This window comes from Pseudovibrio denitrificans JCM 12308 (assembly GCF_001310815.1).
Taxonomy (GTDB): Bacteria; Pseudomonadota; Alphaproteobacteria; order Rhizobiales; family Stappiaceae; genus Pseudovibrio; species Pseudovibrio denitrificans.
In genome coordinates, this window is the sequence record NZ_BAZK01000007.1 from 206,512 (window position 1) to 227,111 (window position 20,600).

Annotated in this window: 23 protein-coding genes and 1 pseudogene; 12 read left to right on the forward strand and 12 right to left on the reverse strand. The window is 53.8% G+C overall.

Annotated elements, in window-relative coordinates; translation table 11 throughout:
* Nucleotides 1-23 precede the first annotated feature (23 nt).
* Together JCM12308_RS11115 and add are read left to right on the forward strand one after the other, a co-directional pair.
* A complete protein-coding gene (locus JCM12308_RS11115; protein ID WP_244271878.1) occupies nucleotides 24-956 on the forward strand; it encodes a nucleoside hydrolase in 933 nt (310 codons plus the stop codon).
* The gene (gene add, locus JCM12308_RS11120; RefSeq protein ID WP_054783747.1) at nucleotides 953-1,957 is read left to right on the forward strand and encodes an adenosine deaminase; all 1,005 of its coding nucleotides are present in this window, start codon (nucleotides 953-955) and stop codon (nucleotides 1,955-1,957) included. Before JCM12308_RS11115 ends, add begins: the two co-directional genes overlap by 4 nt.
* Nucleotides 1,958-1,966: 9 nt before the next feature.
* Here add and JCM12308_RS11125 read toward each other — a convergent pair whose 3' ends face one another.
* Nucleotides 1,967-3,151, reverse strand: coding sequence for an MFS transporter (locus JCM12308_RS11125; protein WP_054783748.1), 1,185 nt, complete (start codon nucleotides 3,149-3,151; stop codon nucleotides 1,967-1,969).
* Nucleotides 3,152-3,366: 215 nt separating this feature from the next.
* On the opposite strand from JCM12308_RS11125, the gene JCM12308_RS11130 reads away from it, so the two are divergent.
* Complete coding sequence (locus JCM12308_RS11130; RefSeq protein ID WP_054783749.1) at nucleotides 3,367-4,275, forward strand: EamA family transporter; 909 nt, start codon at nucleotides 3,367-3,369, stop codon at nucleotides 4,273-4,275.
* 2 nt (nucleotides 4,276-4,277) lie between these two features.
* Here JCM12308_RS11130 and JCM12308_RS11135 read toward each other — a convergent pair whose 3' ends face one another.
* On the reverse strand, nucleotides 4,278-5,243 hold the full coding sequence (locus tag JCM12308_RS11135; protein ID WP_054783750.1) for a D-2-hydroxyacid dehydrogenase: 966 nt from the start codon (nucleotides 5,241-5,243) through the stop codon (nucleotides 4,278-4,280).
* Between the two features lie 4 nt (nucleotides 5,244-5,247).
* Nucleotides 5,248-5,637 (reverse strand): winged helix-turn-helix transcriptional regulator, encoded by a 390-nt coding sequence (locus tag JCM12308_RS11140; RefSeq protein ID WP_014284797.1) that lies wholly within the window; start codon nucleotides 5,635-5,637, stop codon nucleotides 5,248-5,250.
* Nucleotides 5,638-5,872: 235 nt separating this feature from the next.
* Here JCM12308_RS11140 and JCM12308_RS11145 point away from each other — a divergent pair, with 235 nt between their 5' ends.
* On the forward strand, nucleotides 5,873-6,436 hold the full coding sequence (locus JCM12308_RS11145) for a histidine phosphatase family protein (protein ID WP_054783751.1): 564 nt from the start codon (nucleotides 5,873-5,875) through the stop codon (nucleotides 6,434-6,436).
* A gap of 11 nt (nucleotides 6,437-6,447) precedes the next feature.
* Here the strand turns inward: JCM12308_RS11145 and JCM12308_RS11150 are convergent, their stop codons facing one another.
* The 3 genes and pseudogenes from JCM12308_RS11150 to JCM12308_RS11160 all read right to left on the reverse strand — a co-directional run bounded on the left by JCM12308_RS11150 (nucleotide 6,448) and on the right by JCM12308_RS11160 (nucleotide 8,663).
* Nucleotides 6,448-7,296, reverse strand: a complete 849-nt coding sequence (locus JCM12308_RS11150) for an NAD-dependent epimerase/dehydratase family protein (protein ID WP_054783752.1) — start codon at nucleotides 7,294-7,296, stop codon at nucleotides 6,448-6,450.
* A 17-nt stretch (nucleotides 7,297-7,313) separates the two neighbouring features.
* Nucleotides 7,314-7,681, reverse strand: a pseudogene (locus tag JCM12308_RS33285) (DMT family transporter).
* 163 nt (nucleotides 7,682-7,844) lie between these two features.
* Complete coding sequence (locus tag JCM12308_RS11160; RefSeq protein ID WP_054783753.1) at nucleotides 7,845-8,663, reverse strand: TerC family protein; 819 nt, start codon at nucleotides 8,661-8,663, stop codon at nucleotides 7,845-7,847.
* Between the two features lie 312 nt (nucleotides 8,664-8,975).
* Between JCM12308_RS11160 and JCM12308_RS11165 the strand changes: the two genes are divergently transcribed.
* From JCM12308_RS11165 to JCM12308_RS11175, 4 genes are all read left to right on the forward strand, one after another.
* Nucleotides 8,976-9,521: a Crp/Fnr family transcriptional regulator gene (locus JCM12308_RS11165; protein ID WP_008549056.1), complete on the forward strand. Its 546-nt coding sequence runs from the start codon at nucleotides 8,976-8,978 to the stop codon at nucleotides 9,519-9,521.
* A gap of 66 nt (nucleotides 9,522-9,587) precedes the next feature.
* Nucleotides 9,588-9,935 (forward strand): NAD(P)H-dependent oxidoreductase, encoded by a 348-nt coding sequence (locus JCM12308_RS32865; protein ID WP_308417731.1) that lies wholly within the window; start codon nucleotides 9,588-9,590, stop codon nucleotides 9,933-9,935.
* Complete coding sequence (locus tag JCM12308_RS32870) at nucleotides 9,910-10,200, forward strand: hypothetical protein (RefSeq protein WP_308417732.1); 291 nt, start codon at nucleotides 9,910-9,912, stop codon at nucleotides 10,198-10,200. Before JCM12308_RS32865 ends, JCM12308_RS32870 begins: the two co-directional genes overlap by 26 nt.
* A gap of 112 nt (nucleotides 10,201-10,312) precedes the next feature.
* Nucleotides 10,313-10,813 (forward strand): P-loop nucleotide/nucleoside kinase family protein, encoded by a 501-nt coding sequence (locus tag JCM12308_RS11175; protein WP_054783754.1) that lies wholly within the window; start codon nucleotides 10,313-10,315, stop codon nucleotides 10,811-10,813.
* Between the two features lie 114 nt (nucleotides 10,814-10,927).
* Here the strand turns inward: JCM12308_RS11175 and JCM12308_RS11180 are convergent, their stop codons facing one another.
* On the reverse strand, nucleotides 10,928-11,545 hold the full coding sequence (locus JCM12308_RS11180; protein ID WP_054783825.1) for a flavodoxin family protein: 618 nt from the start codon (nucleotides 11,543-11,545) through the stop codon (nucleotides 10,928-10,930).
* A 90-nt stretch (nucleotides 11,546-11,635) separates the two neighbouring features.
* Here JCM12308_RS11180 and JCM12308_RS11185 point away from each other — a divergent pair, with 90 nt between their 5' ends.
* Nucleotides 11,636-12,547 carry a LysR family transcriptional regulator gene (locus JCM12308_RS11185; protein WP_054783755.1) on the forward strand — a complete coding sequence of 304 codons (912 nt, stop codon included), beginning with the start codon at nucleotides 11,636-11,638 and terminating at the stop codon, nucleotides 12,545-12,547.
* Here JCM12308_RS11185 and JCM12308_RS29640 read toward each other — a convergent pair.
* Both JCM12308_RS29640 and JCM12308_RS29645 read right to left on the reverse strand, forming a co-directional pair.
* Nucleotides 12,544-12,957 (reverse strand): helix-turn-helix domain-containing protein, encoded by a 414-nt coding sequence (locus JCM12308_RS29640; RefSeq protein ID WP_208978461.1) that lies wholly within the window; start codon nucleotides 12,955-12,957, stop codon nucleotides 12,544-12,546. The two genes, JCM12308_RS11185 and JCM12308_RS29640, sit on opposite strands and share 4 nt — an antisense overlap.
* A gap of 5 nt (nucleotides 12,958-12,962) precedes the next feature.
* Nucleotides 12,963-13,487, reverse strand: coding sequence for a cupin domain-containing protein (locus JCM12308_RS29645; protein WP_208978462.1), 525 nt, complete (start codon nucleotides 13,485-13,487; stop codon nucleotides 12,963-12,965).
* Nucleotides 13,488-13,608: 121 nt separating this feature from the next.
* Here JCM12308_RS29645 and JCM12308_RS11195 point away from each other — a divergent pair, with 121 nt between their 5' ends.
* The 3 genes from JCM12308_RS11195 to JCM12308_RS11205 all read left to right on the forward strand — a co-directional run bounded on the left by JCM12308_RS11195 (nucleotide 13,609) and on the right by JCM12308_RS11205 (nucleotide 17,081).
* Nucleotides 13,609-14,187, forward strand: a complete 579-nt coding sequence (locus tag JCM12308_RS11195) for a LysE family translocator (protein WP_054783756.1) — start codon at nucleotides 13,609-13,611, stop codon at nucleotides 14,185-14,187.
* Nucleotides 14,188-14,221: 34 nt separating this feature from the next.
* Complete coding sequence (locus JCM12308_RS11200; RefSeq protein ID WP_054783757.1) at nucleotides 14,222-14,662, forward strand: DUF488 domain-containing protein; 441 nt, start codon at nucleotides 14,222-14,224, stop codon at nucleotides 14,660-14,662.
* 199 nt (nucleotides 14,663-14,861) lie between these two features.
* Nucleotides 14,862-17,081: a TonB-dependent receptor domain-containing protein gene (locus tag JCM12308_RS11205; protein ID WP_054783758.1), complete on the forward strand. Its 2,220-nt coding sequence runs from the start codon at nucleotides 14,862-14,864 to the stop codon at nucleotides 17,079-17,081.
* Nucleotides 17,082-17,127: 46 nt separating this feature from the next.
* Here JCM12308_RS11205 and JCM12308_RS11210 read toward each other — a convergent pair whose 3' ends face one another.
* From JCM12308_RS11210 to JCM12308_RS11220, 3 genes are all read right to left on the reverse strand, one after another.
* A complete protein-coding gene (locus JCM12308_RS11210; RefSeq protein ID WP_054783759.1) occupies nucleotides 17,128-18,723 on the reverse strand; it encodes an ABC-F family ATP-binding cassette domain-containing protein in 1,596 nt (531 codons plus the stop codon).
* A 137-nt stretch (nucleotides 18,724-18,860) separates the two neighbouring features.
* Complete coding sequence (locus tag JCM12308_RS11215) at nucleotides 18,861-20,075, reverse strand: MFS transporter (RefSeq protein ID WP_054783760.1); 1,215 nt, start codon at nucleotides 20,073-20,075, stop codon at nucleotides 18,861-18,863.
* Between the two features lie 160 nt (nucleotides 20,076-20,235).
* A complete protein-coding gene (locus tag JCM12308_RS11220; protein WP_054783761.1) occupies nucleotides 20,236-20,556 on the reverse strand; it encodes a DUF1330 domain-containing protein in 321 nt (106 codons plus the stop codon).
* Between the last annotated feature and the right edge of the window lie 44 nt (nucleotides 20,557-20,600).

Below are 20,600 nucleotides of genomic sequence, written 5' to 3' on the forward strand. Positions count from 1 at the left end.
ACTCAACTCATAAAGAGTAGGAGGTGAATTTGAATAAGCTCTGGATCGACACGGATACAGCATCTGATGATGCTGTTGCGCTGATGATTGCCCTGTCGCTGGCGCCAGAACGGGTGGCCGGTATCAGTACTGTGGCTGGCAACGTGCCGGTGCATCTGTCTTCTCGCAATGCTGCTTACACGGCCCGGCTTTGTGAGTTTGAGACTCTGATCCACGAGGGCGCTGCAAGCCCGTTGTGCCGCACGCTGGAAACGGCGCAGCATATCCATGGTGAGGATGGCATGGGGGATATCGGGCTGGATTTAGGCAGTGCCGACCTTTCCGGCATCCCAGCAGCCGTCGCTTTGGTGGAAGCTGCGCGCCAACATAAAGGGGAGTTGGAGGTGGTCACTCTTGGCCCGCTTACCAACATTGCTTTGGCGTTGAAACTGGACCCGGACTTTGCCGGTAACATCGCCAAAATGACGATCATGGGCGGCACCAGTGATTGCTATGGCAACGTGACGCCGGTTTCTGAGTTCAACATCTGGGCTGATCCTGAAGCGGCGGATGTCGTGTTCCGTTCTGCTATTCCCAAAGTGATGGTGGGGTGGGACATCTCCCGCAAATACGCTGGGATCTCCAACACTGATGCTGAGGAACTGCTGGCTATCGGAACCTCTAAAGCAAAGGTCGCTGTGAACTCTCAAAAGGTATTGCGCGAGTTCTGTAGTTCAACCTCGGGCGTTGAAGGGTTTGATTTGCCTGACCCGATCACCATGGCAGCGGCATTGAACCCTTCTGTGATTACTGAGGTGAAGCCTTACGCTGTCAGAGTGGTGTGTGGGGAAGGCCCGTCGCGTGGCCTGACGATCCTCAAAGACAGGCATTGCAATGATGAGCCAAAAACGACGCAGGTGGCGTTGACCGCTGACAGAACCATTTTCTGGCAAATGCTGCAGGAAGCTTTGAAATGACAAATATGTTGCGTTCAATGCCGAAGGTGGAGCTGCATACGCATATCGACTGCAGTCTTGACTACAAGACCGCCTCTCTCCTAAAGCCAGGCATGAGACTTGCTGAGTACAAAGAAGCGTTTGTTGCGCCTGAAAAGTGCAAGGATCTGGTGCAGTTTCTGCAGTGTATCGATCCAGCTTTGGCGCTGATGCAAACTAGGTTGGCCTTGCAGGTGAGCGTAGATGGTTTGATCCGCCAACTTGCTGCAGACAACGTGCTTTATGCAGAGATCCGCTTCGCCCCGCACTTGCACACTCGAAATGGTCTGCGGCCTGAAGAGGTGGTGGAAACGGTGCTTGCTCAGATGTTTGAAAGCAGTGAGCGGGAGGGTATCTATTGCCGACTGATCCTGTGCACGCTGCGCCATTTCAGCAAAGAACAGAGCTATGAAGTGGCCGATCTTGTCGCTCGCTATCAAACACAAGGTGTTGTCGCGTTGGATCTGGCAGCTGATGAAGCCAATTTCCCACTGGATGAGCACATTGCTGCGTTCCGCCGAGCCAACACGCTTGGCCTTAACACCATCGCCCATGCTGGTGAAGCGCGCGGGGCTGACAGCGTTTTGGAAACGCTCGAGAACCTCGGTGTCAGCCGCATCGGCCACGGCGTGCGTTCTGTGGAAGACCCACGCGTGCTGGAGAGGGTGGTGAAAGATGGCATACATCTGGAAGTCTGCCCGACTTGTAATATTCAAACGGACGTCTTCCCAAAGCTGAAAGACCACAGTCTGGGGCAATTGAAACAGGCCGGTGTGAAGTTCAGCCTCAACACAGACGCTCGCGCGACGACGGGTGTATCTCTAACGGAAGAATATGAGCGCGTTGCACGTACCTTCGATTGGACTGAACAAGACTTTCTTACAAGTTCGCGAATGGCTCTCGATGCAAGCTTTGCTCTGGAGGATATCAAGCGAAGCATCCAGGAAAAGCTTGCGGCTTATGAAGCTGCATCGGTTGAGTGAGGGGGCAACTCACGCTTCACTCAGCTCCAACTTTCGCGTGGAGGCTAGCACGGCATGCACTTGTAACAGAACCACCCCGAGGCATGCGATCGCGAAGACAAACCAGTAATAGTTTGAGGCTGGGAAACCAACGATCAGCATGGAGAGCAGGAAACCAAACAGGGTGCGCTGGATATACGTCAGGGAGCTGATGACGGAGAGATAGCTGCCAAAAATATCCTTCTCTACCATACTCATCACATAGGTGTTGAAGGCAACGCGGATAGCTGAACCTGCTGCGCCAAGCAGGGCAGCACCAATGAAGATGGTCGTGAAGTTTGGAAGCAAACTGATGGTGAGAAGCGTGGCAGTGAAGACGCCCAAAAACGCTCGCATGATCGTTAAAGCAGACTGAGTTGAAACAAACCGGCTGATGAGAAAGCCGGAGAGGGCAGCTCCCAAGCCATAAGAAATGGAAAGCTGTGCAAGCGATGAAACATCCAGTTTGAGTACGCCGTTCAGATAGATCGGATGCACGACATTAAGCATCATAACCGACACAAACGAGATGTTGGCACAGACACCAAGCAGAATGAGATCTTTCCGCTTCAGGATTGTTCGGAACACACGACGTGAGACACGCGCACGAGCCGGCCTTTCCTGTTTCTTATAGGGAATGAAGCAGAACATCATGGCAGATATCACCATCAGACCGCTGTTCAGTTGCAGCAGAAACTGGAAGTCGCTGTTCTTTACGGCGTAGATCATTAGCAAGCCAACCACGAATGTGGAGGCCTGCATTTCCACCTGCATCCAGCCATTCACCTTGCCGCGTTCCTGTTCGTTGAACACTTCCTGAATGAACGCAGACAGCGCGTTGTAAAAGAACAGGAAGAAGACCTGAGACGCAAAGTAGAACACGCTCAGACTAGCGATCTTCAGAAACGCATTGCCATAGGTGATTGAGGAAATCTGAAGAACCACAGCCATCACCACAATGCACATCATCAACGTGGAGCGACGTGAGAATCTGTCGACTATCCTGCCGGAGATGGGGGCGAGAACGATGAGGATCGCAGTGGCATACGTCGCGGTGAAAGCAAGGACACGCTCACCCCCAAGAGACTCCGAAAGTTCCCAAGGCACAATGGTTAGCGCGATGCCCATCGCTATGGATGCGATGAAGTTCGAGAAGGTCAATACGATCAGTTTCATTACAATATCCCCCGCATTGCAATGGATCATATTTAGAAAGTAAAATCTATCTTTATTTATCTCAGCCTGTGCTAAACACTCAAATGTGATCGGAAAAATTGTTCTATTTTGCTCAATAGAACATGAGTTCGTGAACTGTTCAGCTTCAAGAAACCTATAGAGAGTATAGGCCGGTCTCCTCTATGCTTGGGGAGTGGAGTTGAGGATTTATCAAAATGGAACTTTGGATTCCGATCACGATCGCAGCGGCGTTTAGTCAGAACCTGCGGTCAGCGCTGCAAAAGCACCTGAAAGGCAAAATTGGAACGACCGGTGCGACCTTCATTCGCTTCGGATTCGGGTTTCCGCTTGCCGTGCTTTATCTGGCGGTGATCCTCAAACTCACTAGTGAAGCTGTTCCAGATGTAGGGATGACCTTCTACTGGGCTGCCGCTTTGGGTGGATTGGCGCAAATCTTCGGAACGTTTTTGCTGGTGCACCTGTTCTCCTATCGCAATTTCGCAGTCGGTACGGCTTACTCCAAAACGGAGCCCGTTCAGGCGGCGATGTTTGGGTTCATCTTGCTGGGGGAGCAACTGACACCGCTTGGCATTGGCGCGATTGTGCTTGGCATTATCGGCGTGTTGTTCATCAGCTTTGGCAAAGAGCGCCCGTCAAGTGCTGTGGTTCTGTCTACGTTGATTGGCAAACCGGCCTTGATCGGATTGGCATCTGCTGCATTCTTCGGTGCGTCAGCTGCGTTCTATCGCACCGCTTCGCTCTCCGTTGAAGCTGAGTCTTTCTTGCTGCAGGCAGCGTTTACACTGGTGTGTGTGACGGCGTTTCAAACTGCGGTCATGGGCAGCTGGATGACTGTAAGCTGTCCGGCAGAGTTGCGGGCCGCTATCAGAAATTGGAGGCTCTCCGGGCTCGTGGGACTGGCAGGCATTGCGGGATCCATCGGCTGGTTCACCGCCATGACATTGCAACAGGTGGCTTACGTGCGCGCACTGGCTCAGATTGAACTGGTCTTCACTCTGGCTGCTTCCTGGATGTTCTTCCGTGAAAAGATCACGCCTGTCGAACTTGCAGGCTGTATTCTGGTCTCACTCGGCGGTGTTGGGATTGTTATCGCCGCCAGCTAAGCTCAGCTGCCAATATGCCCAACTGCGTTGCTTGGTTTGCCATTCTGGAAGTTCTCCATATGAGAGACCAGCTGATCCCATAGGGTTTGCATAGCCTCTTCAGAGGCCCATGCCACGTGTGGGGTAACGATCACGTTTGGTCGGTCCAGAATGCTGAGCAACGGGTTGTCGGCTTGAGGCGGTTCTGTGGTCAGAACGTCGAAGCCAGCTGCTGCAATCTGCTGTTTGTCGAGCGCTTGCACCAAAGCGGCTTCATCCACCAAACCACCGCGGGAGGTGTTGATCAGGATCGGCTTTTGCTGCATGGCCTCGAACTCTGCGGCTGAGATCATACCGCGGGTTTCTGGCGTTAATGGTGTGTGCAGAGAGATGACATCGCTGGTGGTGATGACCTCTTGCCAATCAGTATAGCCCGGACGAACTTCAGCAGCGCCTTTGCGGTCTGCGAACACCACGTCCATACCCAGTGCTTCACCGATGCGTGCAGTGCCTTTGCCCAGTGTGCCGGAGCCGATGATGCCGAGGCGGGAGCCAGCCAGATCTTTGATCGGATGATTGAAGAAGCAGAACTTACCGGACTTCTGCCATTCGCCGTTGATCACATCCTGCCGGTAGCCAACCAGTGAGCGGCGTAGAGCGAAGATCAGCGCGAAGGCGTGTTCTGGCACGGTGTTGACCGCGTAGCCGCGCACGTTGGAAACAACGATGCCCAGCTCATCGCAAGTGGCGATGTCCACCTTGTCGTAGCCAGTCGCAGCAATGCAGACCAGTTTGAGGTCTGGCAGCTGTTTTAGTACATCTGCAGAAAGCGGAACCTTGTTGGTGATGCAAATCTGAACCCCTTGCAACCGCACCAGCACCTCATCAGGGGAGGTGTTGTCGTATTCCACCCATTCATGCGCAAATGTTGGTTTGGAGATTTGGACGGTTGGTCCAATGGTGCTGCGGTCCAGAAAAGCAATCTTCATGTAGTTACCCAGAAAATGTTGGAAGCAATGCGTCGAAGATCGAGGACGGCTCTGCGGCTTCATCGCTGTTGCCGTTGCGGGCCTGTCCCCAATCGCTCAGGGCATTGAGCACCGGAATGAGCGACATGCCATCTTTGGTCAGCGAATATTCCACGCGGACCGGTACTTCGGCAAACACCTCACGGCGCACGATGAAGTGCTCTTCCAGCTCTCTCAGGGAGCGGGTGAGCATTCTGTCAGAGGCACCGGGCATCAGCTTCTTCAACTCGGAAAAACGCTTGGAGCCGGTTACGAGATGGTAGAGCAGGATTGGCTTCCACTTGCCACCGATAATAGCCACTGTGGCGGCGACTGCCTCTACTGAGCCGATGTGAGCTGTACTGTCACTTGTCATTTTTGCTTACACGCTTGTTCGTAGTACTCGTCATGCGGGTATGACGCACGCTTTCAGTTGCTATATCAGGTTTTAATCAAAATCAATTGAAGTTTCATAGAGCTAGAGCCTTATGGGTTAAGACTAGCAGTTAGGCTTGCCCAAGGCTTACGCTTACTGGCTTTGTACTGGACACATCCGGCAGTTGCCGTCACTATCCGTGGCTTCCTTTAGATGATTTGAACTGGGTGATCCTTTGACAAACTATCCGGAACTCTTTGTGCTTCGTCACGGCCAGACAGAATGGAACGTGGCGGGCAAATTTCAGGGGCACCAGAATTCACCGCTCACGGATCTGGGTCGGGAGCAGGCTCAGCAGCAAAATAAGCTGCTTTTAGGTGTTGAGGCGTTGCCAACCACGGCGTATGTCAGCCCGCAGACGCGTACGGTGCATACAGCAGAGATCGCGCTGGATTCTGCCATTGAGAAGAAGCTGGATGACCGGCTGATGGAAATCAACCTCGGGGATTGGGAAGGGCTGACCAAGCAGGAAGTGAAGAGCCGGGTAGGCGAGGACTATGAAAGCGGCCTCTGGCATTTCGCAAGCCCGCAAGGGGAGAGTTATGAGGCGATCTCAGGTCGCGTGCAGCATTTTCTGGAGGAGCTGACCAGTCCGGCCATCGTGGTCACGCATGGCATCACATCTATCGTACTTCGTGGGCTTTATCTGGGCCTCACTCAATTGGAGTTGCTTCAACTCCCCCGCAAACAGGGCTGCATCTATCATCTCTCAGAAGGGTCTGAACGGGTGTTGGTCTGAGCGACAGCTGATCAGGCAGAGTTGAGCGTGGCAGCGAAATCAAAACTGTCGCGCTTGCTCTCCCAGTTCAGTACTTGTTTGGCATAGCTGGGGTCGTAGACACGGTCGATTGATTGAGGCAGTGCCCATCCATGAGACTGAAATAGCCGCACAACCTCTGGCGCTCTGCGGGCTATGACAGCTGGTGCGTTGGTTTTCAGCTCCTGCGTATCCTCCGGGCGAAATGGTGTTTTGCCGGAGATGATGAAGCGGTCAAAATTTTTGCCGTCATCACTTAGAGCTGCCACGTGGGCGGTGGCGACATCGCGTTTGTCGATCCCGCGATGCAGCCTGTAAGCCGCCATGAGCGCAGGCTCTTCCGTGAAGCAGCGTGACATGCGCATTGCTCTTATCCTGAAAGCAGAGTTTGCCAATGAAGCTAAACGCTCTTCCGCTTCCAACTTGGTGCGGTGATAGATTGTGCGGGGTTGAGGAACGGTCTGCTCGGTGATCCAGGCTGCTTCGTTTGCGGGCGTACTCGCATATCCATAAAGCGCTGTGGTGCTGGTGAAGATGAACCGCTCAACTCCCTCAGCGCGTGCTGCCTTGGCCAAAGTGACCGTGCTTTCAACATTGATGCGATGAAACTCTTCCTCTGAAAACGCACCTACATGAGGGGCGTGCAGTGCGGCTGAGTGGATCACCGCGACAGCACCTTGGCAGAGGCGTTGCATGGTAGAGCTATCAGAAATGTTGGCGATGCAGTTCGTTGCAGAACCAGCGATACGGTCAACGCCGATAACGTCGTAAGAGGGAGAAAGGGCGGAGACAATAGCGCTCCCTATGCGGCCAGAACTTCCTGTTACGACGACTTTCTGCATTTCTGATGTTCCTTTGTTCAGCGCACCATCAGGTAGGCCCCGGTAATGAGCAGGACAGCGGCGAGTAGGCGGGAGAGATCGATGGAGCGGATGGGCAAGTCAAAAAGGCCGAAGTGGTCGATCACCATGCCAGCGAGCAATTGCCCGACGATGATCAGCAGCACGGCGGAGGTGGCGCCCAGCTTAGGCAGGGTCTGCGTGATAGTGAGGTAGAGGATGAGGCCAAAGACACCGCTGGCCAGCATGTACCACGGATGGTGCGCCACTCGCTGATCTGTTCTCCTTTGCGTGCAAACAGCAACGCGAGCGATGCGATCAGGCCGCCAGCATGAATGATAACGCTGGCTGCAGCACCGCCAATCCGTTGACCCATAACGCCACCCATGGGCGCCTGTACGCCAACGGCGACACCGCCGAGCAGACCGATAAAGCAAATCGCGAGTAATTCCAGCACAGACAGAGATCCGATTCTTCTTGAGATGAGAGCAGTTGCTCTCCTCTGTATCGGTCTCCATCTGCTCTGCCTATGCAGAAATGCTGATCAAACCCTATAGGTTCGCTAAACTGCCGAAGCGGTTTGCTTGCCTGTTTTCCAGTCGGCCTGGTCTTGAAGGCTTGTTCAGATACCGGATGTTGGACTTCCGGCGTTCCTGAGCAGCTTTTATCTTCTTGCTCAGCTGAATGTGTATGATCTCCAACAGCAAGCCAAAGGCCATCGCAAAGTAGACGTAACCCTTGTTGATGTGGATCTCGAAGCCCTCAGCCATAAGAAGACCGCCAAGCAGAACAAGGAACAGCAGGGCCAGAGCTTTCAGGCCGGGGTGCTTTGTCACCAGTCGGTTGATCGCACCCGCCATCAGCACCATGAAGACCGCTGAGGCCAAAATTGCCGCAACCATGATGGGCAGGTCATCCGTCAGGCCAACAGCGGTGATCACCGAGTCCATGGAGAACACGGCGTCCATTGCCACGATCTGCAGCAACACAACCGTCAGGCCGTTTGCCAGGTGAGGGGCATGATCGGTCTCAGTCACCAACAAAAGATGCTTCAGCTCAGACACGCTCTTGGCCAGCAGAAAGGCACCACCGCCGATCAGGATCAGATCTCGACCACTGATATCAACGGTGCTGACTTGAAACAGCGAGTAGGTGAGCGACATCACCCAGCTGATGGAGAACACAAGCCCAACACGGGCAAGCACGGCCAGACCGATACCAAGGTTTCTGGCAATTGCACGTTGATGCACGGGAAGGCGTTCACACAGAACGGAAATGAACACGACGTTGTCGACGCCCAAAATCAGCTCTAGTCCGAACAGGGTGAGAAAGATTAGCCAAACCTCTGGCTCAAGAAGAAGCTCTATCATCGGCAAGGCTCCTGTTGCAGGACCTCACCGGTGCACGGTCGACCACCAGAAGCGTCGTCCATTGTTTTTTGTACCTCGACAAAGGAAGATAGCGATCATGTGCTGGCCCATTGGCTATCACCTATTGCTTCACTCGCCAGCGCCGGACATTTTGACGGAAATCCTATCAGTCATAAATAAGTGTAAATACGTAGTTGGCGACTGTAGAATTTTTGGTAATGAAGACCAGTGGTGAGTCAAACGACTGGCAATCTGCGAGAAGCATCGTTGGAATAGCACTATTCCGATTACGAAAAGACCAATGGAACCAACATGCAAGAGCTGCAGCATAAGTTGATGGAGTACCTGCGCCCGGACGTGACGCGAGTTGAGTTGGGCCGAAAAGCCTCTCTGCTTGATCAGGGGGAGGTGAGCCGGAAACTGCACTTCGTGGAAGCCGGATGTCTGCGTCTCTATTACGTTGATGAGGAAGGCGAAGACGTCACCCTGTTCTTCTTCATGGAAGGGGAAATGGTTGCGTCGTTTGAGAGCTTCCTAAATGCTGAAGCCAGCGAGTTTGGCATTGAAGCCGTGGTGCCGACAGTTGTTCAAGTGGTTGAAAAAGACAGCGTTTTCAAAGCGCTTGATGAAAATCCAGAGTTCCGCAATCTCACCTTTGATATTCTCATCGCTCGTTTGGCATCCTACCAGCGTTTGTTCCTCAACACGATCAGGTTCAGCCCGCAAAAGCGCTATGAGGAGCTGGTGAAGTCCAATCCCAAGCTCTTTGAAACGGTGCCTCAGCACTACATCGCGTCTTATCTGGGTGTCACGCCGGTCTCTCTCAGCCGCATTCGGAAAAAGTATGAAAGGCGTTAACAAAGGATAACGCGGTTTGCTGCTGCTCCAGTCTAGTTTTGCGAAAAAACAAGAGAGGAGCAAAACATGCGCGTCCTAATCGTCTTCAATCACCCTTATGAGGGCAGCTACTGCAACGCAGTGCTCGGTTCTGTCATGAAAGGGCTGCTCAGCAATGATCATGAGGTGGATCTGATCCATCTGGACAAGGATGAGTTTGATCCGGTGATGAGATCGAAAGATCTGAAAGCCTTCGTTTCTGCCAGAACTCAACCGCAACAATCCGCTGAGTTGCTGGACCCGCAAGTGCAGAACTACAAAGAGCGCCTGCAACGGGCTGAGCATATCATCTTCATCTTCCCAATCTGGTGGGAGCTGATGCCTGCGCTCACCAAAGTTCATCGACAAAGTGATCTTTCCCGGCATTGCCTATGACTACAACGAGCACGGCACCCGCATGCTCTGCAAACTCTCTGGCTTGCGTGGTGTCACCATGATTACCACCATGAACACCCCAAGCATCGCCTATCGCCTGATCTTCGGCAATGCGATCAAGAAAGCTCTGCTGACCGGCACTTTCTGGAAGATGGGCGTGAAGAACCGCAACTGGATTAACCTGACTTACGTGAAGTTCTGCAAGGAAAGCAAACGTAAGAAATGGCTCTCTGAGATCCAACGCAGCATGGCCAAGCTTGCGTGATGGTGTTGGGCCTGCCTCACGCGCTTTCGGGGTGCTATGTCGCATTGTGCAACCTGAGGTGAATCTTGGTATGATGGCTCTATAGTTTTGATTTTATTTTACGGAGGTAATTATGACTGCTCAGGAAACAAAGCTGCTTCTGGTGTGCGGAAAGATTGCCTCTGGTAAATCCACTTTGCTGGCTCATCTGGTGAAAGACCACCGTGCAGTGCTGATCAGTGAGGATCACTGGAACGCAACGCTCTTTCCTGATGAGCTGAAAACGCTGGAAGATTACGTCAAATATTCCGCCCGCCTACGGCAGGCAATTGGTCCGCACATTGTCAGCTTGCTTCAGCATGGGGTTTCTGTTGCGCTGGATTTTCCCGCCAACACGATGCGCAATCGCAAATGGCTGAAGAGCTTGTTTGAAGCCGCCAACGTTGCCCACGAGCTGCATTATCTTTCTGTACCCGATGAGGTATGTAAAGCGCGTTTATGGGTGCGCAATGAGGCTGGTGAACATCAGTTCACGGTGAGCGAAGAGCAGTTTGAGCAGTTCACCAAATACTTTGAAGCGCCAATGGTGGACGAAGGCTTCAACGTGATCCTGCACGACTTTCAGGCTGCCTGATGAGAAGGCCCCTCAACGAGTGAGGGGCCAGTTTGCAAAAGCCGTTTTTGGGGTTGATTTTCCCTCCTGCCTCGTGGTGCTGGAGGGGCGACTTTCACGTTGGTGTTGGAGTGCCTAAGCGGTCACTTCCAGTGCTGGCGCAGGTGTAGCTGGTGCTTTGCCCCAACGCATGGAAGCTTCAGCAATACGCTTGCCAAAGGATTCTGCTGTGCGGTGGTCTGCGTTTGGAGGCGCCACCTCTGGTCCTTCATCCACGTTAGCCTGAGCCATCATGCCCTGATACGCGCCGAGGCGGTTGATGGAATCTGCGGTGCTGGTGCTGGAGTTATTGCCCGGCTCATCGTTGGCACCCACCCAGATCATGCCATGCTGCGCGGCAAAAACGGACATCTGGATGATGGTGCTCTGCTTGTCACCTGCTGGGGAGGCGGAAACCGTAAAGCCCGCTGCTAGCTTGTTCTGCCAGCCGCGGTGCATCCAGATTTGACCGGTAGCGTCCATGAACATCTTAAACGGCCCGCTGACAGAGCCCAGATAGGTCGGTGAGCCGAAGATGATGGCGTCTGCATTGTCCAAAATGGTGAAATCATTATTCAGGCCAGTGACATCCACCAGAACGCCATCCGCGCCTTCAATGGTATTGATGCCGTTTACAACGGACTTTGCCAGTGTCTCGGTGTGACCAAAACCGGAGTGATACGCAACAGCGACAGAAACTCTCTTATCCTGCATCATTTGTTCCTTTGAAAGTGAGAGTGCGTGTTCTGCCGAAACATGAGGGGCTGGCTTAATGAATTCAAATGCATTAATTCAATAAGAACTATGCAGAAAATGAATTATTTGGGCCTCGATGGCCGCGCTCTGATGATGTTGAAGTTGATCCATGAAACCGGATCAGTGACGCAGGCTGCCCAGATGATGGGGGTGAACCAATCCACCGTCAGTCATGGTTTGGAGCGGGTGCGCGGTCTTTTGGGAGACCCACTGTTCGTCAAGGCTGGCCGCAATGTGGTGCCAACAGAGCGCATGGATGCGCTCCTGCCCATGGTCGAGGAACTGCTGCAAACGCTGGCGCTGATAGGAGAGCCTTCCAGCTTTGATCCGTCCACTGCGTCCAACCGCTTCGTGATTGACTGCCGTGACGAAGACCATAATCTGCTGATCCCCTCTGTTATCAAGCGGTTGCGCAAAGAAGCGCCCAACGTCACGCTCCGCTGCCGCCTGTCTCATCGTCATGAGGTGGCCTCGCTGGTGGATGGAGAGGCTGACCTGCTGTTCACGCCGCTGCCCCCACCGGACTCCCATGAGTTTGTCGCGCAGACGCTGTTTGAGGATGAGTTCGTGGTGTTCTACGACCCCATCACTCGCGATGCCCCTGATACGCTGGAGAAATATGTTGCCGCTCCACACGCCAACATGCTGGTGACGGCTGATGAGGTGACGTTCATTGACCGTGCTTTGGCTGAGTTGGGCCACAAACGCCAAACGGTTTACTCCGCTCCCAGCTTCAACGCTCTTGCGGCCACATTGCCGGGCACAGATCTGATCGCCACCATGCCCCGCAAGCTGATCTGCGGGGGTATTAAATCTGGCCTTGCCTCCTGCAAGTGCCCGGTGCCCGTCGTTGATGTCGGCATCAGCGCCATCTGGCACATCCGCAACCGCACTTCCCCCGCACACAAATGGTTCCGCGACCTCGTGGTCTCAGAAGCTCAGGCACGGTTTGGAAGTTAAGTTCTCCCACCATTCCTCCGAAATGTTCCCGGCCCTACACCAAAGCGTTTTTTGAAGAGTTTGGAGAAGGAGGGGAGGGAGTTGTAGCCGCAGCGGCTGGCGATTTCTTCGCTGCTGAGGTTGGTATCGGTCAGCAGGCTGCGGGCCCGCATCAGGCGCCAGTCGCGAACGTACTCCATGGGCGGCTTGCCGACGTAGCGGATGAAGTGGCGGGCAAAGCTGGCCCGCGACATGCCCGCGATCTCTGCCAGATGTGTGACTTGCCAGTTCTGCTCCGGCGCACGGTGGATCTCCGTAATGGCGCGGGATAGGGACTTATCTCCCAAGGCTGCAATGAATCCAGCCTGTGCATCTTTGCTGGGACGGGCGCTGAGTGTTCGCGTGCTTTGAATGACGATGGTCTCAATCAACCGGTTCAGGATCGCGCTGGACCCTTGCCCGTTGAAGTTGGCTTCCAGCGCAATGAGTTTGAGCGTTGCGGCCAGCCACGGCTCAGACCCCAGATCCTGCAGGCGAAGCTTAAAGAGGTGGGCAGACTGGAGAGAATAGGGTGATCCAACTCTTCATCAAACTGGCAGAATCCACAGAACAGGGAGGTGGTGTCAGCCCCTTCGCCAACATGCAAGCATCCATCGCGCAAGGCGCCGTTAGTGAGGAGTTCACCCAGCCCAACCGAAGGTAAAACGGGGTCTGATTTGATCATCTGTGCTGCGCCATTGGGGATCAGCGCCACGTCGCCTTCCTCCAGATACACCGGCGGCTCACCCTCCATGCAAAGCCAGCAGGAACCGCGTAGGACAAGGTGAAACCGGATGCGCCGTTGCTCTGTCGGAATAGCGATAGAGAAGTCTCCGGCAAAGTGCGTTCTGAAGTAAGTATCACTTGAGATCCGCAGTCCGGTGAAAATCTCCGAGAGGATGTCGTTTCTATTCATTTCCATGGCAATTGAGCGTTTTGAATAATAAAGAGAGATGCACAGACATTATGTTGGCGGCGCGAACCTGTCAAAGCTTGGGTCACAAAAAGGAGTCTTCCATGAGCTTTGAAAGTGCCCTCGCCTGATGGGCTTTGCTTTTGTTATGTCCATCTCACCTGGTCCGGGCAACTTCCTGCTGCTGGCTTCGGGTGCAAACTTCGGGTTCAGCCGGTCTTTGCCATTGGTGTTTGGCATCAGCCTCGGGTTTCTCTCCATGGTGTTTGGCGTCGGCGTTGGGCTTGGACAAGTGCTTGCTGAGTTCCCGGTTCTCTACACCGCATTGAGGGTTGCCTGCGCTGCTTATGTTTTGTGGCTGGCGCTCAAGATTGGCCGTAGCCGTGCGCTTGGTCCAGGGGAAACGGAAAAAATGGCTGCGCCGATTTCCTTCGTGCAGGCGTCTCTGTTTCAGTTGCTCAACCCCAAAGCATGGGCGGTGGCGCTGATTGTGACTGTTTCCTACACCAGCGCAGAGAGCTACATGACCAGCCTGTTGTTGCTCATTGCCGTCTTTGCGGTGGTGAACATTCCCAGTATCAGCGTATGGGCGCTATCTGGCTCAGCCCTGCGCAACTTGCTCGCTAAAGGCAATAGGATTGCGGTGTTCAACATCGGCATGGCCCTGCTTTTGATCGCCAGCATGGCGCCTATGCTGCTGATGAACTAAACCATACTAAGAACCTTGTGCCCGAGAGACGACCATGAGCAACCTGACCACAATCGGCTTCACCAAAACCACCGCAGAAAACTTCTTTGGCCGCTTGCAAGAAGCGAGCGTGAAGAAGGTGATTGATGTGCGACTGAACAACACCTCTCAACTGGCTGGCTTTGCCAAGTCCAATGATCTCTCCTTCTTTCTAGAGGCCATTGGCGGCATAGGCTATGAGCATCAACCTCTGTTGGCGCCTGATCAGGATATGTTCAAGGCCTTCAAAAAGGAAAAGGGTGACTGGACCATCTTCAAAGACCGGTTCATGGGCCTGCTTTCTGAGCGCAAGGTGGAGAGCAAGTTCAAGGCAGACATGTTTGATGACGCCTGCCTTCTATGCTCTGAAAACCTCCCCCACGAATGCCACCGCTCCCTCGTCGCCGACTACCTCAACAGCCGCTGGGGCGGGGCACTGCAGGTGAAGCATTTGTGAGGTCAGGAATGCGAGCTGATTTGAGATTCTACTTATGCAGTTGTAGATGCCGTGAAATGAGAATCGATTTCCTCGCATTGCAAACGATGAAGAAAATTTATCCAAAACTCCAAAAATAAAACTTGATTATATAACTCATGTTTTATAGGTAGAGGGCAGCCGCAAGCCAATACCTCTTTCTATAAACATCGGTAAAATAATGAAGTTCTCTCCAATGATGGAGCAGGCTTGCAGCACCTTTGTGCTTGTCGCCTGCACCCTCTCTCTATCTGTGCATTCTGCTCAAGCTCAATCCAGCAAAACAAAAGACGGCGAAGATGCAGAAACGCTGGATCCGATTGTGGTGACGGGTGCCGCGGACAACAAAGACACGATTGCTCAGTCTGAAATCAGCAGTGACCTTATTGATCGCACGCAGTCTGCTACGATCCCGGGTTTGCTTTCCAGCCTTCCTGGCATTGAGTTGATTGGTAATAGTCGTGTGCAAGGACAGTCCATCAACATAATGGGTTTTGGTGACTCTGAAGATATTGAAATCACTATTGATGGTGCGCAGAAGTCCTTTGAAAAATACCAGCAGGGTTCCGTCTTTATTGACCCTGAACTGCTGAAGGTCATCGATATCACTAAGGGCACGTTTTCTGCTGAAAAGTATGGTGCGTTTGGTGGTTCGGTTGAAATGACCACGAAAGCTGCTTCGGATATGCTGCGTGATGGTCAGTCTTATGGTGCCTTTGCTAAAGTCGGTTTTGCTTCCAATGGCAATGAACTTGTGAAATCTGCAGCAACCTATGCTCGTTCTGAAGAGCAGGGGTTTGAGGTTCTGATCGCAGGTACCCATCGTTCCAATGATGATTACTCTGTCGCTGGTAATGATGAAGAACTCGCGCTTTCAGCGGGCAACTTGTTGACCGGGCACTTTAAGGCAAGCTTGGAACGGGAAGATCATTTCTTCGAGTTGAGCGGGATCCATTCTTACAGCGATGATTACAAGCCCTGGGCTGCACGGCGTGGTTTGATCACCGCATCAGATTGGTCCTTGAACAAGTACGGTTCTTTTGATGAGTACCTGAAAACGCAGGCCGTTGATCGTGAAATGAAGGACACGTCAATCAGCGGGACCTATGAGTACAATCCTGACAGTGAGCTGATTGATCTGGAGTTCGAGGTGTCATACTCCAAAACCGCGCAGCACGACACACGCCGCGTTCCAGTTACTGACCCGGACTACAGTGCTGGGCTTTATGTTGGCGGTGATGACAGCACGTTGGATTACTCCATCTACAAGCTGGATCTTAAAAACACCTCCGTTTTCAACTGGGGTGATTTTGAAAACACATTGAAATACGGCGTGCAGCTGCGTCATGAAGTTCGTGACAGCATGGCTTTCAAGAAGAGTTATGTTGGACGACCGGAGTATAATGATGGCCGACTACAGCCCTACAACATCCCGAGTGGGACGCAGACAATTTGGTCTGCCTGGGGGGAATACACGCTCGGTTATGGCGCGCTCGAACTAACACCAGGCTTGCGCTACGACTACATTCACTCAAAGGGTGAAGCCAATCTGGCAACGAAGTATAACAACCCGGCGATGAACCATGATTACGGCACTGTAGAGCGTTTCGGGTTCTCTCCAAGCATCAGCGCAGTTTACTCTCTCACGCCTAACATCAAACTCTTCGGGGACTATGCATACAAGCTGCGCGCGCCCCTGATTGATGAGTTTTATGATGTTGGCAGCACCCGCGCCACAGCAACGCAGCTGCAAAATGAGCGTGTTTCTGCCAAGCGTATCGGTGTAGCTTCCACCTTCAAAGATGTTTTGCTCGAAAACGATACGGTTAAGGCGCGTGTGGCAGTTTACCGAAACGATGTCTCTAACAACATCTATCGTCTCCTGAGTGAAAACTCGAAGAAGTATGATGATCCGGTTCCAACCTATGGCAACCTCGCGGGTTATTATACTCAGGGTTTTGAAGCGGAGCTTTATTACGATAGCGAACGTTTCTTCGGCAGCATTGCTTTCTCCCGAATGCAGGGCAAGCATGATGGAACTTTGAAGGACGTTGATGCATCAACTGATCAGTATGTGTCTGAAGTCGCACCGACCAAGCTGGTCCTCAGTCTTGGTTACAAAGTGCCAGAAGCGGATATTGCGTTTGGCTGGAAAGGTCGTTTCGTCGATGAGCAGGTTAAAGTTCCGGACAATTACACCAGCCTTTATAGCCCGAGTAAGGGCTATGCCGTCCACGATGTGTTCCTGACATGGACACCGCAGGAAGGTCGGTTCGCAGGGCTTGAGGCCCGGGCATCTATTGAGAACCTGTTCAATAAGAACTACCGGCCTTACTTCGCTGACGGGGCTGCACCAGATAAAGGCATAAATTTTAAAAGCTCAGTGAGCTACAAATTCTAATTATTTGGAAAGCGGAGGTGTCGAGCCTCCGCTTTCTCGTTTGAGCCTACACCCCCACCGTCTCCCCCAACACCACCTCTCGCGTCACACCAATGTTCTCTAGAAATGTTGCATCGTGGCTGATGACGAGGAGGGCGCCGTTGTAGGTGGTGAGGGCGGATTCTATGGCTTCAACGGTGGTGAGGTCGAGGTGGTTGGTGGGTTCGTCCAGGATGAGCAGTTTTGGTGGTTGGGCGGCGCCCAGAACGCAGGCGAGGCCAGCGCGGAGCATCATGCCGCCGCTGAGGGTTTTAACCTGCTGTGTTGAGGCCTCCCCGCGGAAGAGAAAGCGGGCAAGGATGGCGCGGCAGGTGTTTTCATCTTGCTCCGGGTTCAACAGCCGGAAGTTCTCCAGCACTGAAAGCTCCGGGTCCAGCAGACTTACATGCTGGTCTAGCACGCGGGCAGAGGGATCGAGATGGCAGTTGCCCGAGAGGGGCGGCAGGTTGCACACCAGCGTTTTCAGCAGGGTGGTTTTGCCGGAGCCATTGGCACCTTTGATGGCGACACGTTCTGGCCCGGTGATGACCATCGAAAAGTCTCGCAGCAATGGCCGGTCAGCTGTGTAGCCGATGCTCAGGCTTTCAGCTGTCAGCACCCGTTGGCCATTGGCAATGCCGCAGGAGGCGATGGTGATGCTGAGGGGTTCCAGAACCTCAATCTTTTCCCTGGCAGCTTTGGACTGTTGCTCAGCGTCCTCCCGTAATCGGCTCGCCAGAACGGAGTTTTCGCCGAGGGTGTTTTCCGCTTTGTTGCGCATGGCATTGAGGGCGATCTTGGGCTGGTCGCGCTTGGCACGGGCACGGTGGCCGGCGCCATCCTTGCGGGCTTTGCGTTCTGCCACACTCTGGATCTTGCGGTTCAGCTCCCCGATACGCTTTTCAGCGGACGCCAGATCCTGCTCAGCGGCTGCCAGTTCAAGTGCTTTCTGTGCCTTGTAGAAGCTGTAGTTGCCGCCAAAAGCGGAGGCTCCCAGTGTGGTTAGCTCCACGATGCCATCCATCTGCTCCAGCAAGGCGCGGTCGTGGCTGACGATGATCGCCCCTTTACGCCACTTGGCAAGAAAAGCTCCAAGAGCCTCCCGTCCATCGGCATCCAGATTGTTGGTGGGTTCATCGAGCAGCAGAAAGTCTGCGTCGTGAAACTGGAGGGCTGCTAAGCGGCAACGGGTGATTTGACCACCGGAAAGGGCTGCAAGGGGATGGTCCGCTGCGATTTCCAATCCCATTGAGGCAAGGGCGGTTTCCACCCGGCTTTCCAGCGTCCAGTCTGCGTGTGCCAGTTCTTCCATGCTAGCCGTGCCCGCTTCTGCCTTTTGCAGAATGTGCAGAGCTTCGGAAATGCCAAACAGATCGGCCACTGTTTCCTGCGGTCCGCTTTGCAGCTGCTGCTTAAGCAGGCCTATGGAACCGTTGACGGAAACTGAGCCGGAAGCAGGGGAAAGCGCACCGCTGATAAGGTTCAGCAGCGTTGTTTTGCCCGTGCCGTTACGACCGATCAGGCCGGTGCGGTGCGGAGCAAACTGAAGGTTGAGATCAGAAAAAAGGGCTGTGCCGTCAGGAAGCGCCCAAGACACGTGGTTGAGGGAGATAGATAAAGGCATGGTGATGAACTTTCACAGAAACAGGGCAGGTCGAATGGATTGTCCTGTTCTTGTTCATCGCTTTATCTCCTCACGTCTTGAATGCCGCTGAGACTATGCGGTTTGCACGGGAAGTCAAGACACATGCCGTGCTGCCTCTATCCACCCACATCCGGTGTTGCCTGCGTACCACGGCGTTGAAGGCTGAGGGCGAGCAGTAGGAGGAAGGAGATGAGGAGAACCATGGTGCCGGGGATGGCAGAGGCGGTGGAGAGGGTGAAGGTGGGTATGAGGGCGCCGGTCATCAGGCTGCCGAGAGGTGCGCCGCCTTCATCACCCAGATACATGACGCTGAGCACGCGGGACTTGTGGGTTGAAGGCGCTTGCTCCTGCAAAATGGTGCGGCTCATATTGAGGCAGATGCCGCCGCCAATACCCCAAAAGAAGATGCTGGCGAGGAAAGCCCAGTAAGGTGGAGAGAGAGCCCAAAAGAGTAGAGCAAAGCCGCCAAAGCTGTACCCCACAATGAGCAAAGGTACCGGGTTTCGAATGGCTCCTACTCTCAGCAGCAAACCGCTGGCACAGGCTCCGCCAATCATGAAGGTGGCGAAGGCCAGGGCAAAGTCGAACCCTGTCGCCTGATAGGTATCCCGCAGGATGAGAGGCACCAGCACGGCGTAGGGTCCACCCAGAATAAGGCCCGCCGAGCTCATCAGAAGCACCGGTAATCTTAGCGTCTTAGAGGAGAGCACCAATCCGATCCCCTCCCGGATCTCACGAAAGATGCTGGGCCTGTCTGTTTTGGGCAAAGTCGAAGTATCCGGCAAGCGCAGGCTGGTGATGATGCCGGTGAGAAAGAGCACGCCAGAAGCGGCGAGCAATGGAGCAAGGCCGATCCATTCTACGGTGCTGGCCAGAGCAAAACCGGCAAGCGTAACGAGATAGAGCATGCCGACGGAAAGGGTCACGCTGCGCCCGATGTTGTGGGAGGAGATGTGATTGAGCATGCCGTCCAGCGTTGGCTGGATGAAGGCCAGCATGCTGCCGGAGATCAGGGCAAAGAGGATCAGCTGTTCAAACCCAACCCAGCCAAAGTGCAGCAGCAAAACCAACCCGAATACCGGCAGAGCATTGGCAACGTGCAGCAGAACCAGCAGCCTGCGCTTGTTCAGGCGATCAGCAGCAGCGCCAGCAAACAGCAGCACAAACAGATTGGGCAGCATAGAAGCCGTCATAGCATAGCTGACCCGCTCCGGACTTTCGGCAAGGTAGACGGTGACGAGATAAGGAAACAGCACGCCCAGCATAGCGCGGGGAAACTGAAAGCTGGTGAGGCTGATCTGATAAAGCAAAATAGCGCGTGAAAAAGGCATCGATAAAATCTCTGAAGCAATCTTCGAAGACTATCGGCTGATTTACTCCTTGTCTGCAAAACCCGGCTTTTCAGCGAAATAAAGCAAGCCTGTTGCCCAGGCGTCACGCGTGATGGTGGGCGCTCTGCCGTGTCTTGGGGGGCAGAGCGCTGTAATCCCTCTAGACGCTGGATTCCACGGCGATTGTGAAGTTTGGCGGGATTACGTCTGTGCGGAGGTGTTTGATCTCCTGATATTCAGGAGAGTTCCAGAGTGTCATAAGCGCTACCATGCTTGGGAAGCGGAAGAGCGTCAGCTGTGCGTTGGTGTTCCACACGCCTTCCAGATGTTCAAAGGGTTGATCCGGGCCGCCGAAAACAATGCACTCTCCGCCTGCCGCTTCAAACAACGGAACGGCTTTTGCGCCGTACTCGTCAATTGGGCCATGGCCCTTTGGCATAAAACTGCTGGCAACAAGGTAGGCGGCTTTGGGTTCACTCATGTCGGTACTCCAGTCCTGTTGAGGGGGAGGCAAAAGCGCTGAGT